Below are 14,962 nucleotides of genomic sequence, written 5' to 3'. Positions count from 1 at the left end.
CTCGATGAGGTGCACGGTATTTCGGAAGCGGCCAGCGGAGAGAAGACGCCGCAGCAGGCGCTGGACGGGTTGGCCAAGGATCAGGACGCGCCTGGAACGCTCCAAGGTGCAGCCGATTTGCGGGCCTAAGATGAACGAGGAACGGGACGCGCAGTACTGGTTCGACCAGCCGGGCGCGCCGAAGCCTAAGTTGGCGAATGAGAAGCCACAGGGTGAGACGGTTAGCTATAACGAGTTGCTCAAGTCGTGGGAGGCGGCGCGCAAGTAACCCAGACGCAGGAGATCAAAAATGTGGGAGCGGGCTTGCTCGCGAAGGCGGTGGATCAGTCAGCAGATATGTGACTGACAGACCGCTTTCGCGAGCAAGGCCGCTCCCACATTTGATTGGTGGCGCCTCAGAAAAGAGGTCTACTTGGGATACAGCGGCGGCAAGCTGGTGCTGTCCCCCGCAGGGTCCTGCTCACGCTCCGCCATCGGAATTGCCTTCACCGCCCGCCACAATTCCTCACCCTGCCAATACTGGCCACTCTCGCTGTACAGCGCGCCGTTCAACCCGTCCAGCGCATCCGACAACGGCACAAACCGCGCCGCCATATCCGCCAGGGTTTCCGGTTGTTGCCGTGCCCAGGCATCCAGTGCCTGACGCGTGGCCTGCGGGTCATTGGCCTGGCTCGCCCGCTTGAGGTCGTCCAGCAAGGTGCGCGGGCTTGGGCCGGTTTGCGCGGCACGCAGGATTGCCGGCTGCCAGCGCGCACGCCACCACAAACCGAAGCCCAGCAGGGTGGTGCAGGCCAGGATCAGGCTGGTCAGTTGCCAGACCCACAGGCTGTCATTGTCCGGCGCGGTGATCACCGTTGGGCTGGCCGGCGTGTCGACGATCAGGCTCGGGTTGGTCGCCACTTGCAGGGTGCGCGCCGGCAGGCTGGTGCGTTCCAGGTGGTCTTCGTGGGTGTTCCACCACACCACTTCCACCGCCGGCAGTTCCAGTGCGCCGACACGGTTGGGCACCAGGGCTTCGCGGTCTTCACGGCTGCCGATCAGGCCACGGTCGTTGTTCTGGTTGCTCAGCACCGGTTGGTCCGGGTAGCGGCGCAGGCCGGGGATGTCGCTCAGCGCCAGCGGCGGCAGTTGCGCGCCGGCCAGGCCTTCGGCTTTCAAGGTGAGGCTGCGGGTCAGGGAGTCGCCGACCTGTACGTGATCGGGCTCGGGGTTCCAGCTTTCCGTCAGCGTCAGGCTGCGTGCCGGCAGCCAGGGAGTGTCGGCCGGGTACATTGCCGGCTTGGCCTTGACGGTCAGCGACAACTCCGGCGAGCTGACGTGGATCAGTTTGCCGGGCTTGGAGCCTTGGGGGTTGTTGTCCTGGGCGGGCCGGGGCTCTACCAGGGTGGCGCTGAACGTCTGCGTCGGAATGGTCAGCGTGCCGCTGTGCTGCGGGTAGATGGCATAGCGGGTTTCGATCACGCCATGGCGTATGCCGTTGATGACTTTTTCGTAGGTGCGCGACTCGCCCAATTGTTCGATGCGTGTATCGGCAACCTGCAACGGCGTGAGGCTGCTGTCGTCGTACAGCGACACCGAGTGGTAGACGCGCACGGTCAACAGCGCCTGGGCCTGGACGTAGACGCTGTCCTGATCGAGGTTGGTTTCGATGAACACCGGGGCCAGTTGGGCCTCGGGGTTCTGGCTGACGGTTTCCACCACTTGCAGGGTGATCGGCTGGGTCTTGAGTTCGCCGATCTGCAACGGTGGAATCACCACGGTGCCGTTCTGCCTGGGCAGCAGGGTGATGATCCAGCGGGTGGTGGCGTGGTTGTCGCCGGCCAAGGTGGTGAGCTGGTTGATCTGACGGGTGCCGCTGACTTCAAACAGCGGGTCGAGTGGCGCCAGGTCCGGTTTGCCGAACAGCGTGACATCGTTGGACTCCACCGTCAGTTCCACCGTCTCCCCGGAATTGATGCGGCTGCGGTCGACACTGGCCACCAGGCCGGCTGCCTGGGCCTGACTGGCCCACAACGCGAGGGTGAGAAGAAGGGTGGTGCAGCGGTTCATCGAGTCTTGTCCTGATGTTGTTGCTGTTCATACCAGAATTTACGTCGCAGCAGCTCGCCGGGGTTGTCCGGGATCTGCCGCAGCCATTGTTCCAGGGCCTGGCGCTGTTCGCCTTCAAGGGTGCCGTTTGCGGGGCGCAGCGGCGGGGTGGTGGTTTGCTCATCACCCAACTCGCTGCCGGGTACCTCGTTGCTGCCGGCGTGGGGCGTGGCCCCGGTTTGCGTGTCGGTCGCGCCGGGCTGGCCCTGGCCTTGGGACGTCTGCTCGCCACCGGTGGCGGTCTGGCTGCTGGCGCCAGGTTGCGCAGTCTGGCCGGGTTGCGTGGTTTCGTCATCCTCGTTTTTTGCCGGTTTGGCCGGCTCGGTTTTTTCCGGTTCCTGCTGCATCAGGCTTTCCACCAGCGCTTTGTTCTTCAGCGCCGGCTGCAAGTCGGGCTGGGCTTCGAGGGCTTGTTCGTAGGCGTCGATCGCCGCCTCCAGCTCGCCGCTTTTGGCCAGGGCATTGCCTCGATTGTAGTGGGAATAGGCGTCGCTGCCCTCGGCAAACCGCTTGGCAGCTTCGGCATAGTTGCCCGCTTCATACAGCGCGACGCCTTGCCATTGCGGGTCTTCGAAATGCTCGGCAGCCTCGGCCGGGCGTTTTTTCTTCAGCAGCAGTTGGCCCTGTTGGTCGGGGCGCAACCACAGGTCCTGGAAGTCGAAGGCATAGCTGGGCTGCGGCGCGCCCAACAGCAGCAGCGGCAGGAAGAACAGCCAGCCACGGCGCCCGGCGCAGGCGGCCAGCAGCAACAGCGGCAAGAGTAGCCAGTAACCCTGGTCGGCCCAGGTGTCGAGGTGCAGCAGTTGGCCGTCATTGCGCAGGCTTTGCGGGCCGTCCAGCAGGCCGAGGTAGCGCAGGTCCTTGTCGTCCAGACGGGCCTGGCGGTAGCGACCGCCCATTTCGCTGGCGAAGGCCTTGAGGGTCGGGCTGTCGAGACGCGGTACGAGGATTGCGCCCTGGGCGTCCTTGAGGAATTCGCCGCTTTCCTGGGTCACCGGCGTGCCTTCACGGCTGCCGATGCCGAGGATCGACAAGCTTGGCGCCTGGTTGCTTTGCAATTGCAGGCGGATGCCCTGGCGCTCCTGCTTGGACAACGACGAGCCGATCAGCAGCAGCCGGCCCTGGCCGAGACCGCCATGCTTGAGCAGGCTCAGGGCTTTTTCCACCGCCAAATCGGCGCGGTGGCCGGGCTCGGGCATGATCGAGGGGCGCAGGGCTTCCAGCAGGTTATGGCTGGTGGCCAGGTCGTCCGAAAGCGGCACCAGGGTGTGGGCGCTGCCGGCGTAGACCACGATGGCAGTCTGCGCATCGCTGCGGGCCTGGAGCAAGTCGAACAGCTTGCGCCGCGCCTGTTCGAGGCGGCTGGGCGGGCTGTCGGTGGCGAGCATTTCCGGGGTCAGTTCAAGCAACACCACCAGCGGGTCGGAGGGTTTCTGGCTGGGCTGCTCGACGCGCTCCCAGCTCGGGCCGAGCAACGCCAGCACGGCCAGCAGCCAGGCGATGCCGAGCACCACCCACGGTGATTTGCTTTCGCGGCCACTGCCGCCGCTGAGCAAGGCGGCATGGAACGCCGGCGGCAGAATCATCTGCCAGCGCCCGGCGCGTTTCTGGCGGTGCCACAACTGCCACAGCAACCAGCCGAGCAGCGGCAACAGCAACAGCCACCAGGGGCGGAACCAGTGCGGCCACAAGGCGATCATCGACGCCTCCGCAAACGCAGGCGTTTGAGGCGTTCGCGCCATTCAGGATTGGGTTGCAGGAAACGGCCCTTGCTCGAGAGTTTGTTGAACAGCCGTTGCAGGGCGTTATCCGGCCAGCGCTCCTGGATTACCAGCAGCATGCTGAGGATCAGCGCCAACGCCAGCGGCGCGCTGTACAGCGCTTGCGCAGGGCGCGCCTGAGTCGGTTGCTGGGCCACGGGTTCAAGCTGGTCGAGGGTTTCCTTGACCTTCAACAGTTCATTGCCGTCGCGGGCGCGAAAGTAGCGGCCGCCGGTGGCCTCGGCGATGGCCTTGAGGGCCGGTTCGTCAAGATCCAGGCTCGGGTTGACGCCAAGAACGCCCAGGGACCCGGTTTCCTCGGGGTCTGCGCCGATGCCGATCGGGTAGATTTTCACGCCTTCTTCAGCGGCCAGGCGGGCGGCGGTCAGCGGGTCGATTTCGCCGGCATTGTTGGCGCCGTCGGTGACCAGGATCAGCACTCGGCTTTGGGCCGGACGCTGGCGCAGGCGCTTGAGGGCCAGGCCGATGGCGTCGCCTATTGCGGTGTTTTTACCGGCGATGCCGATTCGTGCTTCATCGAGCCAAGTGCGCACGGTGCGTCGGTCAAAGGTCAGCGGCGCTTGCAGATAAGCCTGGCTGCCGAACAGGATCAATCCCACGCGGTCACCTTCGCGGCCTTCCAGGAAATCCCCCAGCAGGTGCTTGACCAGGCTCAGGCGGCTGACGTCCTCGTCCTGCCATTGCATGTCGGGGAAGTCCATTGAGCCGGAAACGTCCACGGCCACCAGCAAGTCGCGGCCGCTGGCTGCAATCGGCAAGGGTTCGCCGAGCCATTCCGGGCGGGCGGCGGCGGTCAACAGCAGCAGCCACAGGAACACGAACGGCGCTTGCTGGCGCCAGCCCGGCAGGTTGACCCGCGCACGGCGGCGGGCCAGGCCTTCGAGGTCGCTGAGGAAGCTGACTTTCAGCGCCGGCTCGCCACTGTCGGCCACCGGCAGGATGAGGCGCAGCAACCACGGCAGTGGCAACAGGGCAAAGATCCACGGCCAGGCGAACTCAAACATGTTTGCGAATCCAGGTGTCGACGGCTTGGGTCAGGCCGGCGATGGCCTTGTCGTCGAGTTTGCATTCGGGCTTGTAGGCACCTTCCACCAGCACCATCCAGCGAGTCAGGCCGGCAGCGGGGCAACGGTTGTCGAGGAATGCCAGCCACTTTCGGCCGTTTAGGGTGTGGCTCTGGCTGTAGGGATAGTCATTGCGGCACAGACGTTTGAGCAGGCCGTTGAGTTGTTGCAGCCAGGCACCGGCCGGCGCGCCGTCGTAGGGTTTGGGCATCAGGGCCAGCTCGGCGAGGGCGGCGATGCGCAACGGGTCCAGGGGCTGTTCGGCGCGGGCCAACGGGCGCTTGGCCGGCAGGAAACGCCGCAGCGACCACAAGCCCCAGCCCGCCAGCGGGAGGATCAGCAGCAACAGCCACCAGCCCGGCGCCGGCGGCCAGAAGCCGATCACCGGCGGGGCGATCAGGGGTTGCAGTTGGTCGAGGCTGCTCATTGCTTTTTAACCGGGCGTTGCGGGTTCAGGTATTCGCGCAGTTGCTCGACCATTTCACCCTGGGTACTCAAGGGCATCAACAGCACCCGCAGCTTTTGCGCGAGCAATTCCCAACGTGCGCTGCGGGCTTCGGCCTGGGCCTTGTAGGCCTGGCGCAGGTCAAAATTCAGGGTGTCCAGTTCCAGCTGGGCGCCACGTTCTGCGAAGCGAAGCAGGCCGGCGGCGGGCAGGGCGTGGTCCAGCGGGTCGGACACCGGCAACAGCAGCAGGTCGCAATGCCGAGACAGCAGGCTCAGCTGTTGCTCGGCACCTTCGGTCAGGGCGCGCTCGTCGCAGATCACAATCACCAGGCTGCCCGGGCGCAAAACTTCCCGGGCCCGGCGCAAGGCCATGCCGAGGGCGTCGGCCTCCGGGCGGCGTTCGGTGTTGAGGCTCTGGTTGACCCGCACCAGACGGTTGAGCAGTTGCAGCAGGCTTTGCTTGCTGCGCCGGGGTTTGATTTCGTAGTGCTCGCTGTCGCCGAATACCAGCCCGCCGACCCGGTCGTTATGGCCCAGTGCCGCCCAGCCGATCAGGCTCGCCGCCTGGGCCGCCAGCACCGACTTGAACATCTGCCCCGAGCCGAAAAACAGCCGGCAGCTTTGTTCCACCATGATGAAGATCGGCCGTTCGCGCTCTTCATGGAACAATTTGGTATGGGGCTCCTGGGTACGTGCGGTGACGCGCCAGTCGATGGTGCGTACGTCGTCGCCAGCCTGATACACCCGCACCTGATCGAAGTCGACCCCGCGCCCGCGCAGTTTCGAGTGGTGCAGGCCGATCAGCGGGCTGCGCTGGCTCGGCGTGGAAAACAACTGCACTTCCCGGACGCGATGGCGCATCTCGATCAATTCGCTCAAGGTGACACGGGTTCCATCGCTAGCGTTCATGGGCGTCAAGCGACGGCAACGACGTCGAGAATGCGTTGCACCACACGGTCCTGGTCGATACCGGCCGCTTCAGCTTCGAACGACAGGATGATCCGGTGACGCAGCACGTCGAACAGCACCGCCTGGATGTCTTCCGGGCTGACGAAGTCGCGACCGGCCAGCCAGGCGTGGGCCCGGGCGCAGCGGTCCAGGGCAATCGAGCCGCGCGGGCTGGCGCCATAGGCAATCCACTCGGCCATTTCCGGGTCGAACTTGGCCGGGGTACGGGTGGCCATCACCAGTTGCACCAGGTATTCCTCCACCGCGTCGGCCATGTACAGGCCGAGGATTTCCTTGCGCGCGGCGAATATCGCCTGCTGGCTGACCCGGCGCTCGGGCTTGGTTTCGCCGTTGAGCGCTTCGCCACGGGCTTGCTGCAGGATGCGGCGCTCGACAGCGGCGTCCGGGAAGCCGATTTTCACGTGCATCAGGAAACGGTCGAGCTGGGCTTCAGGCAGCGGGTAGGTGCCTTCCTGCTCGATCGGGTTTTGCGTGGCCATTACCAGAAACAGTGGCGACAGCTCATAGGTACTGCGCCCGACACTGACCTGGCGCTCGGCCATGGCTTCGAGCAATGCCGACTGCACCTTGGCCGGGGCCCGGTTGATTTCGTCCGCCAGCACCAGGTTGTGGAAGATCGGGCCTTGCTGGAACACGAAACTGCCGGTTTCCGGACGATAGATCTCGGTGCCGGTGATGTCGGCGGGCAGCAGGTCGGGGGTGAACTGGATCCGATGGAACTGTGCTTCGATCCCTTCGGCAAGCTCCTTGATGGCCTTGGTCTTGGCCAGCCCGGGAGCGCCTTCAACCAGCATATGGCCATCGGCAAGCAGGGCAATGAGCAAGCGCTCGATGAGTTTTTCCTGGCCGAGAATCTGCGTTGAAAGAAAGGTTCGCAGCGCAAGCAGCGCTTCACGATGTTCCATCGATGACGGTTCCTGGAGGGGTGAGACTGGGCATTGCGAAAAATGCCAGGCCTGGGGGCGTTACTTTAATGCATCGCAGGGGCTGGCGACTAACGGCGTGGGGGGTATTTTTGGGAAATGTGGGAAATTTCCGAAGATTTTGCCGACGGGCACCTGCCGTTGTGGCGAGGGAGCTTGCTCCCGCTGGGCTGCGCAGCAGCCCCAATAAGGCTGTCGAGTTTTTCCAGGAAGAACGCAGTAGGCTGGTTTGGGGCCGCTGCGCAGCCCAGCGGGAGCAAGCTCCCTCGCCACATTGTGCGGGTTTGGCAGCTAGGCCCGGATATAGGTCCCGGTGCCCTTGAGAATGTTCTGCAGGGTTGCCTCCACTTCGGCCAGGTCCGACGCGGCGGTGCCGTGGGTGATTTCCAGATGATCGCTGCCGCCCAACGCATCGGCATCCGCTGCGCCAATTTCCACCAGCAACGTCGTGGCACTCAGGGTGATCTTCAGCCCGTCAAGGGTCGACGGCTCGTAATCCCAGGTGATCTCCACCTCGTCCTCATCCGGATAACGGGTCACCATGAACATCTCGCCCTTGTCGCCGTGGCAGCAGAGCATGGCCATGTTGTCTTCTTCGTCATCGCACGGGTTGACGATCAGGTGGGCGGTGGTGAGTTGCAATGGCATGGTTAATCCTGTCTGGGGGAGGGCGAAGCAGGGCAATTGTGCCATTACGGCGAATTTTGTGCTGCATCGTGTGTCAGACCTTTTGGCATGACCTGGCGGGCTACATCAGTCATTTCCGATACTCGGCGCCCCGGGATTTCTCCGAAAACACCCGGTTGCCCAAGTCGCAACCCGCCAGCAGCGTGCCGATGACCGAATATGTCGCAGCGTCGCAAGCAGCCTGCTTCCTACACTCGTTAAGCTGCGCAACGGATGTGCCCTGCCGGGAGTCTGACCTGCCCGTCGTACCGTCACCTGGCAAGGTGCGCATCTTATGGAAGTTGAATGTGACCTCATTGTCTTGTCCAGCTTCACCCACCTGTCACTCTGAATTCGTTACTGTAGACCGCGAACAGAGCTGACGGTCTCCCCGCAAGGGGATAACACGCGACGCTTCCATCAATAACAAGCCCAAGCGGAGTACCACAGATGGCGTTCTTCACCGCAGCCAGCAAAGCCGACTTCCAGCACCAACTGCAAGCGGCACTGGCGCAGCACATCAGTGAACAGGCACTGCCACAAGTGGCGCTGTTCGCTGAACAATTTTTCGGCATTATTTCCCTGGATGAACTGACCCAGCGTCGCTTGTCCGACCTGGCCGGTTGCACCCTGTCTGCCTGGCGCCTGCTTGAGCGCTTTGATCACAACCAACCGCAAGTGCGGGTCTACAACCCCGATTACGAACGTCATGGCTGGCAATCGACCCACACCGCGGTCGAAGTGCTGCACCACGACTTGCCATTCCTGGTGGACTCGGTACGCACCGAGCTGAACCGCCGTGGCTACAGCATCCATACCCTGCAAACCACCGTGCTCAGCGTGCGTCGTGGCAAGAAGGGCGAGTTGCTGGAAATCCTGCCGAAAGGCACCCAGGGCGAAGACGTTCAGCAAGAATCGCTGATGTACCTGGAAATCGACCGTTGCGCCAACGCCGCCGAGCTGAGTGTCCTGAGCAAGGAACTTGAGCAGGTGCTGGGCGAAGTGCGCGTTGCTGTCGCCGATTTCGAACCGATGAAGGCCAAGGTCCAGGAACTGCTGGCCGGTATCGATGCCAGCTCGTACGTGATCGACGGCGAAGAAAAAGCCGAGATCAAGAGCTTCCTGGAATGGCTGGTGGGCAACCACTTCACCTTCCTCGGCTATGAAGAGTTTGTGGTACGTGACGAGGCGGATGGCGGTCATATCGAATATGACACTCACTCGTTCCTCGGTCTGACCAAGCTGCTGCGCCCGGGCCTGACGGCCGATGACCTGCGCATCGAAGACTATGCAGTGAACTACCTGCGTGAGCCGGCTGTGCTGTCGTTCGCCAAGGCTGCTCACCCAAGCCGCGTCCACCGCCCGGCCTACCCTGACTACGTGTCGATCCGCCAGATCGATGCCACCGGCAAGGTCGTCAAGGAATGCCGCTTCATGGGCCTCTACACCTCCTCGGTGTACGGCGAAAGCGTGCGAGTGATTCCTTACATCCGTCGCAAGGTTGCGGAAATCGAGCGTCGTTCGGGCTTCCAGGCCAAGGCGCACTTGGGCAAGGAATTGGCCCAGGTGGTCGAAGTACTGCCCCGTGATGACCTGTTCCAGACCCCGGTGGACGAGCTGTTCAGCACCGTGATGTCGATCGTGCAGATCCAGGAACGCAACAAGATCCGCGTGTTCCTGCGCAAAGACCCGTACGGTCGCTTCTGCTACTGCCTGGCCTATGTGCCGCGCGACATCTATTCCACCGAAGTGCGCCAGAAGATCCAGCAAGTCCTGATGGATCGCCTGAAAGCCTCGGACTGCGAGTTCTGGACCTTCTTCTCCGAGTCCGTACTGGCTCGCGTCCAACTGATCCTGCGGGTAGACCCGAAGAACCGCCTGGACATCGATCCGCTGCAACTGGAAAAAGAAGTGGTGCAGGCCTGCCGCAGCTGGCAGGACGACTACTCCAGCCTGGTGGTGGAAAGCTTCGGCGAAGCCCACGGCACCAACGTGCTGGCGGATTTCCCGAAAGGCTTCCCGGCCGGGTATCGTGAGCGTTTTGCGGCACATTCGGCCGTGGTCGACATGCAGCACTTGCTCAGCCTCACCGAAGCCAACCCGCTGGTGATGAGCTTCTACCAGCCATTGGGCCAGGTTTCCGGTCAGCGCGAGTTGCACTGCAAGCTGTATCACGCCGACACCCCGCTGGCACTGTCCGACGTACTGCCGATCCTGGAAAATCTCGGCCTGCGTGTACTGGGTGAATTCCCGTACCGCTTGCGTCATGCCAATGGCCGCGAGTTCTGGATTCACGATTTCGCGTTCACCGCCGCTGAAGGCCTGAACCTCGACATCCAGCAGCTCAACGACACCCTGCAGGACGCGTTCGTGCACATCGTCAACGGCGATGCCGAGAACGACGCGTTCAACCGCCTGGTACTGACCGCCGGCCTGCCTTGGCGCGACGTGGCGCTGCTGCGTGCCTACGCCCGTTACCTGAAGCAGATTCGCCTGGGCTTCGACCTGGGTTACATCGCCAGCACCCTGAACAACCACACCGACATCGCCCGCGAGTTGACTCGGTTGTTCAAGACTCGCTTCTACTTGGCGCGCAAGCTCACCGCCGAAGACCTGGAAGACAAGCAGCAACGTCTGGAGCAAGCGATCCTCACGGCCCTGGACGACGTTCAGGTGCTCAACGAAGACCGCATCCTGCGTCGCTACCTGGACCTGATCAAGGCTACCTTGCGGACCAACTTCTACCAGGCGGATGCCAACGGTCAGAACAAGTCGTACTTCAGCTTCAAGTTCAACCCGCACGCCATTCCAGAATTGCCGAAGCCGGTGCCGAAGTTTGAAATCTTCGTCTACTCGCCACGGGTTGAAGGCGTGCACCTGCGCTTTGGTAACGTTGCACGCGGCGGCCTGCGCTGGTCTGACCGTGAAGAAGACTTCCGCACCGAAGTGCTGGGCCTGGTAAAAGCCCAGCAAGTGAAGAACTCGGTGATCGTGCCGGTGGGCGCCAAGGGCGGTTTCCTGCCGCGTCGCCTGCCACTGGGCGGCGGTCGGGACGAGATCGCGGCCGAGGGCATCGCCTGCTACCGCATCTTCATTTCCGGCCTGCTGGACATCACCGACAACCTGAAAGACGGCGCCCTGGTGCCTCCGTTGAACGTGGTGCGCCACGACAACGATGACCCGTACCTGGTGGTGGCAGCGGACAAGGGCACTGCGACCTTCTCCGACATCGCCAACGGCATCGCCATCGACTATGGCTTCTGGCTGGGTGACGCGTTCGCTTCCGGCGGTTCTGCCGGTTACGACCACAAGAAAATGGGCATTACCGCCAAGGGTGCGTGGGTCGGCGTGCAGCGTCACTTCCGTGAGCGCGGCATCAACGTCCAGCAAGACAGCATCACCGTGGTGGGCGTGGGCGACATGGCCGGCGACGTGTTCGGCAACGGCCTGTTGATGTCCGACAAGCTGCAACTGGTCGCGGCCTTCAACCACCTGCACATCTTCATCGATCCAAACCCGACCCCGGCCAACAGCTTCGCTGAACGTCAGCGCCTGTTCGACTTGCCGCGCTCGTCCTGGACCGACTACGACACCAGCATCATGTCGGAAGGTGGCGGTATCTTCTCGCGCAGCGCGAAGAGCATTGCCATCTCGGCGCAGATGAAAGAACGCTTCGACATCCAGGCCGACAAGCTGACCCCGACCGAACTGCTGAACGCCTTGCTCAAGGCGCCGGTAGACCTGTTGTGGAACGGCGGTATCGGTACTTACGTCAAGGCCAGCACCGAAAGCCATGCCGATGTGGGCGACAAGGCCAACGACGCCCTGCGCGTCAACGGCAACGAGTTGCGCTGCAAGGTAGTGGGCGAGGGCGGTAACCTCGGCATGACCCAATTGGGCCGTGTGGAATTCGGCCTCAATGGCGGCGGTTCCAACACCGACTTCATCGACAATGCCGGTGGTGTGGACTGCTCCGACCACGAAGTGAACATCAAGATCCTGCTCAACGAAGTGGTGCAGGCTGGTGACATGACCGACAAGCAGCGCAACCAGTTGCTGGCGAGCATGACCGACGAAGTCGGCAGCCTGGTGTTGGGCAACAACTATAAGCAGACCCAGGCCCTGTCCCTGGCTGCCCGCAAAGCCTTCGAGCGAGCGGCCGAGTACAAGCGCCTGATGAGCGACCTGGAAAGCCGTGGCAAGCTGGACCGCGCCATCGAATACCTGCCTTCGGAAGATCAACTGACCGAGCGTGCCGCCACCGGCAAGGGCCTGACCCGTCCGGAGCTGTCGGTACTGATCTCTTACAGCAAGATCGACCTCAAGGAAGCGTTGCTCAAGTCTCTGGTACCGGATGACGACTACCTGACCCGCGACATGGAAACCGCGTTCCCGCCGAGCCTGGTGGCGAAGTTCTCCGAAGCCATGCGTCGCCATCGTCTGAAGCGCGAGATCGTCAGCACCCAGATCGCCAACGACCTGGTCAACCACATGGGCATCACCTTTGTTCAGCGGTTGAAAGAGTCCACCGGCATGAGCCCGGCTAACGTGGCCGGTGCTTACGTGATCGTGCGTGACATCTTCCACCTCCCGCACTGGTTCCGTCAGATCGAAGCCCTGGACCACCAGGTTTCGGCTGAAGTGCAACTGGCGCTGATGGACGAACTGATGCGCCTGGGCCGCCGTGCCACACGCTGGTTCCTGCGCAGCCGTCGCAACGAGCAGGATGCTGCCCGTGACGTCGCGCACTTCGGTCCGCACCTGGCAGCGTTGGGCCTCAAGCTCGACGAACTGCTGGAAGGTCCGACCCGCGAAGGCTGGCAGAACCGGTACCAGGCCTATGTCGAAGCCGGTGTGCCTGAACTGTTGGCGCGCATGGTTGCAGGCACTACCCACCTGTACACCTTGCTGCCGATCATCGAAGCCGCTGACGTGACCGGTCAGAGCGCAGCGGACGTGGCCAAGGCGTACTTCGCCGTGGGCAGCGCCCTGGACTTGCCGTGGTACCTGCAGCAGATCAGCGATCTGCCGGTGGGCAACAACTGGCAGGCCCAGGCCCGCGAAGCCTTCCGCGACGACGTGGACTGGCAGCAACGGGCGATCACCATCAAGGTTCTGCAAATGGCCGATGCGCCGGAAGACATGGAAGCCCGCGTGGCCCTGTGGCTTGAGCAGAACGCGAGCATGGTGGAGCGCTGGCGCGCAATGATGGTGGAGATTCGTGCTGCGGTCGGTACGGACTACGCCATGTACGCGGTGGCCAACCGTGAGTTGCTGGACCTGGCGATGAGCGGCCAGTCGGTGCTGTAACGGGTCTGACTGAGCGTTAAAACAAAAAGCCCGGTATCGAAAGATGCCGGGCTTTTTTTGTTCATTGAGTGGGTGGGTGGTTAACCCTGTGGCGAGGGGGCTTGTCCCCCGTTGGGCTGCGCAGCAGCCCTAAAACCGCAAACGCATTTTCCAAATGAATGTGGTGCTTGCATTGGGGCTGCTGCGCAGCCCAACGGGGGACAAGCCCCCTCGCCACAAGTCAGCGGTGCTCCTAATTGCTGCGTAGCAGCTTGGCCTCCAGATAATCCAGATGGTGGGTCATCAAGGTGACGGCTGTACCGGCATCGCCTTGCTCCACCGCATCCACAATCGCCCTGTGCTCCTGCCACGCGCAATACGTGCAGGCCTTGGCCTCAAATTGCGCAATCGCCAACGAGGTCAACGGCACCAGGCTGTTGAGAAACTGCGCCAACGGCGCGTTACCCGCTATCGCCGCCAGTTGCAGGTGAAACTCCCCGGAAAGCCGAATCGCTGGCCCGCGTTGGTCGCGCTCGATGCATTCCCGTTCCCGCGCAATCAACTCTCGCAACTGTCGTACCTGCGCTGGCTCCGCATTAGCACACGCCAACTGCACCACGGTGATTTCCGTCAGGCGCCGGGCCTCGAGAATCTGCCGGGTTTGTTGGGCATCGGGTGCCGCCACCTGGGCCCGGTGGTTGGGACGCAGGATGATCACTTGTTGGTGCGACAGTCGCGCCAGCACTCGGCGAATGACGCTGCGGCTGACACCAAAACTTTGCCCGAGGCTCTCCTCGGTAAAACGGCTGGCGGGGGCGATGCGTTGCTCGAGAATGGCGTCGAACAGTGCCGGGTAGATGTCGTCCACCGAGAGTTTCGGCTTGCCCACCAGGCGCAACGGCGTAAAGGGGAAAGGGGTGTGCAGGGCGTGAGCGGTCATGCGCGGTCTCCTGGAAGTCAGCTACCCAGATGGTCATCCGGGATGTTCAAGCGAATGCCCATGCGCAAGCCTTCCTGCAGGATGTGCCGGCGCATTTCGGCGCTGGCCAGGGCGCTGTTTTTGTTGCGGATCGCGCGCACCACGGCGTCGTTTTCCTGCAAGCGTTCCGCCAGGTGTTCGGGGGAGTTGCGCAGCACCTGGGCGCTTTGCTTGAGGGCATTGCTGGTCTGTTGCACCACGTTCTGGAAGATCGGGTTGGAAGTCAGGGCGAACAGTTCTTCGTGGAACGCGATGTAGGCGTTCATCCCGGCTTCGCTGTCGCCGGCGTCGAGGGCTTCGCGCATGTCCATCAGGGTCAGGCGCAGTTGCCCGACTTCCTTGCTGCTGATGGATTGCGCCACTAAACCTACGATAAACGGCTCGAGGGTGTAGCGCAGTTGCAGGATGTCTTCGAGGCTGGCGTCGGCCACGCCGCTGTCCTGGGCCTGGGATTCGCTGAGGGTGGTCTCCAGCACCACCACGCCCTTGCCGGGCATGGAACGCACCAGGCCGAGGGTTTCGAGCACGATCACTGCTTCGCGCAGGCTTGGGCGGCTGATGCCCATTTGCTCGGCCAGTTCACGCTGGCCGGGCAGCATCTCGCCGCGCCGCCACTGACCCCTCGCCAGGGCGGCGCGCAGTTTTTCTACCACTGAATTGACTACGGTTGACGAGGTGATCACGTGTGGCTCCCTTTAAATTGGACTGTCTGCTTTGTGTGGCGAGAGAGCTTGCTCCCGCTGGGGCGCGAAGCGG

At 63.0% G+C, this 14,962-nt stretch carries 10 protein-coding genes and 1 pseudogene; 2 read left to right on the top strand and 9 right to left on the bottom strand.

Annotated elements, in window-relative coordinates; translation table 11 throughout:
- Positions 1 to 18 precede the first annotated feature (18 nt).
- Positions 19 to 268, top strand: a pseudogene (locus tag HBJ59_RS22480) (carbohydrate ABC transporter substrate-binding protein); the annotation flags it as partial.
- A 140-nt stretch (positions 269 to 408) separates the two neighbouring features.
- Here HBJ59_RS22480 and HBJ59_RS22475 read toward each other — a convergent pair.
- The 7 genes from HBJ59_RS22475 to HBJ59_RS22445 form a co-directional block, all read right to left on the bottom strand.
- Complete coding sequence (locus HBJ59_RS22475; RefSeq protein WP_076014889.1) at positions 409 to 2,049, bottom strand: BatD family protein; 1,641 nt, start codon at positions 2,047 to 2,049, stop codon at positions 409 to 411.
- Positions 2,046 to 3,788, bottom strand: a complete 1,743-nt coding sequence (locus HBJ59_RS22470) for a tetratricopeptide repeat protein (RefSeq protein ID WP_076014888.1) — start codon at positions 3,786 to 3,788, stop codon at positions 2,046 to 2,048. The genes HBJ59_RS22475 and HBJ59_RS22470 overlap by 4 nt, the downstream gene beginning before the upstream one ends.
- Entirely contained in the window at positions 3,785 to 4,873 is a 1,089-nt protein-coding gene (locus HBJ59_RS22465; protein ID WP_063029404.1) for a VWA domain-containing protein, read from the bottom strand. Before HBJ59_RS22465 ends, HBJ59_RS22470 begins: the two co-directional genes overlap by 4 nt.
- Complete coding sequence (locus tag HBJ59_RS22460; RefSeq protein WP_010173073.1) at positions 4,866 to 5,360, bottom strand: DUF4381 domain-containing protein; 495 nt, start codon at positions 5,358 to 5,360, stop codon at positions 4,866 to 4,868. Before HBJ59_RS22460 ends, HBJ59_RS22465 begins: the two co-directional genes overlap by 8 nt.
- Positions 5,357 to 6,289, bottom strand: coding sequence for a DUF58 domain-containing protein (locus HBJ59_RS22455; protein ID WP_167664800.1), 933 nt, complete (start codon positions 6,287 to 6,289; stop codon positions 5,357 to 5,359). The genes HBJ59_RS22460 and HBJ59_RS22455 overlap by 4 nt, the downstream gene beginning before the upstream one ends.
- Positions 6,290 to 6,294: 5 nt before the next feature.
- On the bottom strand, positions 6,295 to 7,254 hold the full coding sequence (locus HBJ59_RS22450) for a MoxR family ATPase (protein WP_003218556.1): 960 nt from the start codon (positions 7,252 to 7,254) through the stop codon (positions 6,295 to 6,297).
- Between the two features lie 309 nt (positions 7,255 to 7,563).
- Positions 7,564 to 7,920, bottom strand: coding sequence for a hypothetical protein (locus tag HBJ59_RS22445; protein WP_076014887.1), 357 nt, complete (start codon positions 7,918 to 7,920; stop codon positions 7,564 to 7,566).
- A 468-nt stretch (positions 7,921 to 8,388) separates the two neighbouring features.
- Between HBJ59_RS22445 and HBJ59_RS22440 the strand changes: the two genes are divergently transcribed.
- Positions 8,389 to 13,248: an NAD-glutamate dehydrogenase gene (locus tag HBJ59_RS22440; RefSeq protein WP_167664799.1), complete on the top strand. Its 4,860-nt coding sequence runs from the start codon at positions 8,389 to 8,391 to the stop codon at positions 13,246 to 13,248.
- Between the two features lie 232 nt (positions 13,249 to 13,480).
- On the opposite strand, the gene HBJ59_RS22435 is transcribed toward HBJ59_RS22440, so the two are convergent.
- Both HBJ59_RS22435 and HBJ59_RS22430 read right to left on the bottom strand, forming a co-directional pair.
- Positions 13,481 to 14,167 carry a GntR family transcriptional regulator gene (locus HBJ59_RS22435; protein ID WP_167664798.1) on the bottom strand — a complete coding sequence of 229 codons (687 nt, stop codon included), beginning with the start codon at positions 14,165 to 14,167 and terminating at the stop codon, positions 13,481 to 13,483.
- Between the two features lie 17 nt (positions 14,168 to 14,184).
- Complete coding sequence (locus tag HBJ59_RS22430) at positions 14,185 to 14,889, bottom strand: FadR/GntR family transcriptional regulator (RefSeq protein ID WP_003212959.1); 705 nt, start codon at positions 14,887 to 14,889, stop codon at positions 14,185 to 14,187.
- Between the last annotated feature and the right edge of the window lie 73 nt (positions 14,890 to 14,962).

It is taken from the genome of Pseudomonas sp. AN3A02 (genome assembly GCF_011765255.1).
Lineage (GTDB): Bacteria > Pseudomonadota > Gammaproteobacteria > Pseudomonadales > Pseudomonadaceae > Aquipseudomonas.
Note: the sequence above shows the minus strand (reverse complement) of the source record. Positions and strands in the feature narration are given on the sequence as shown.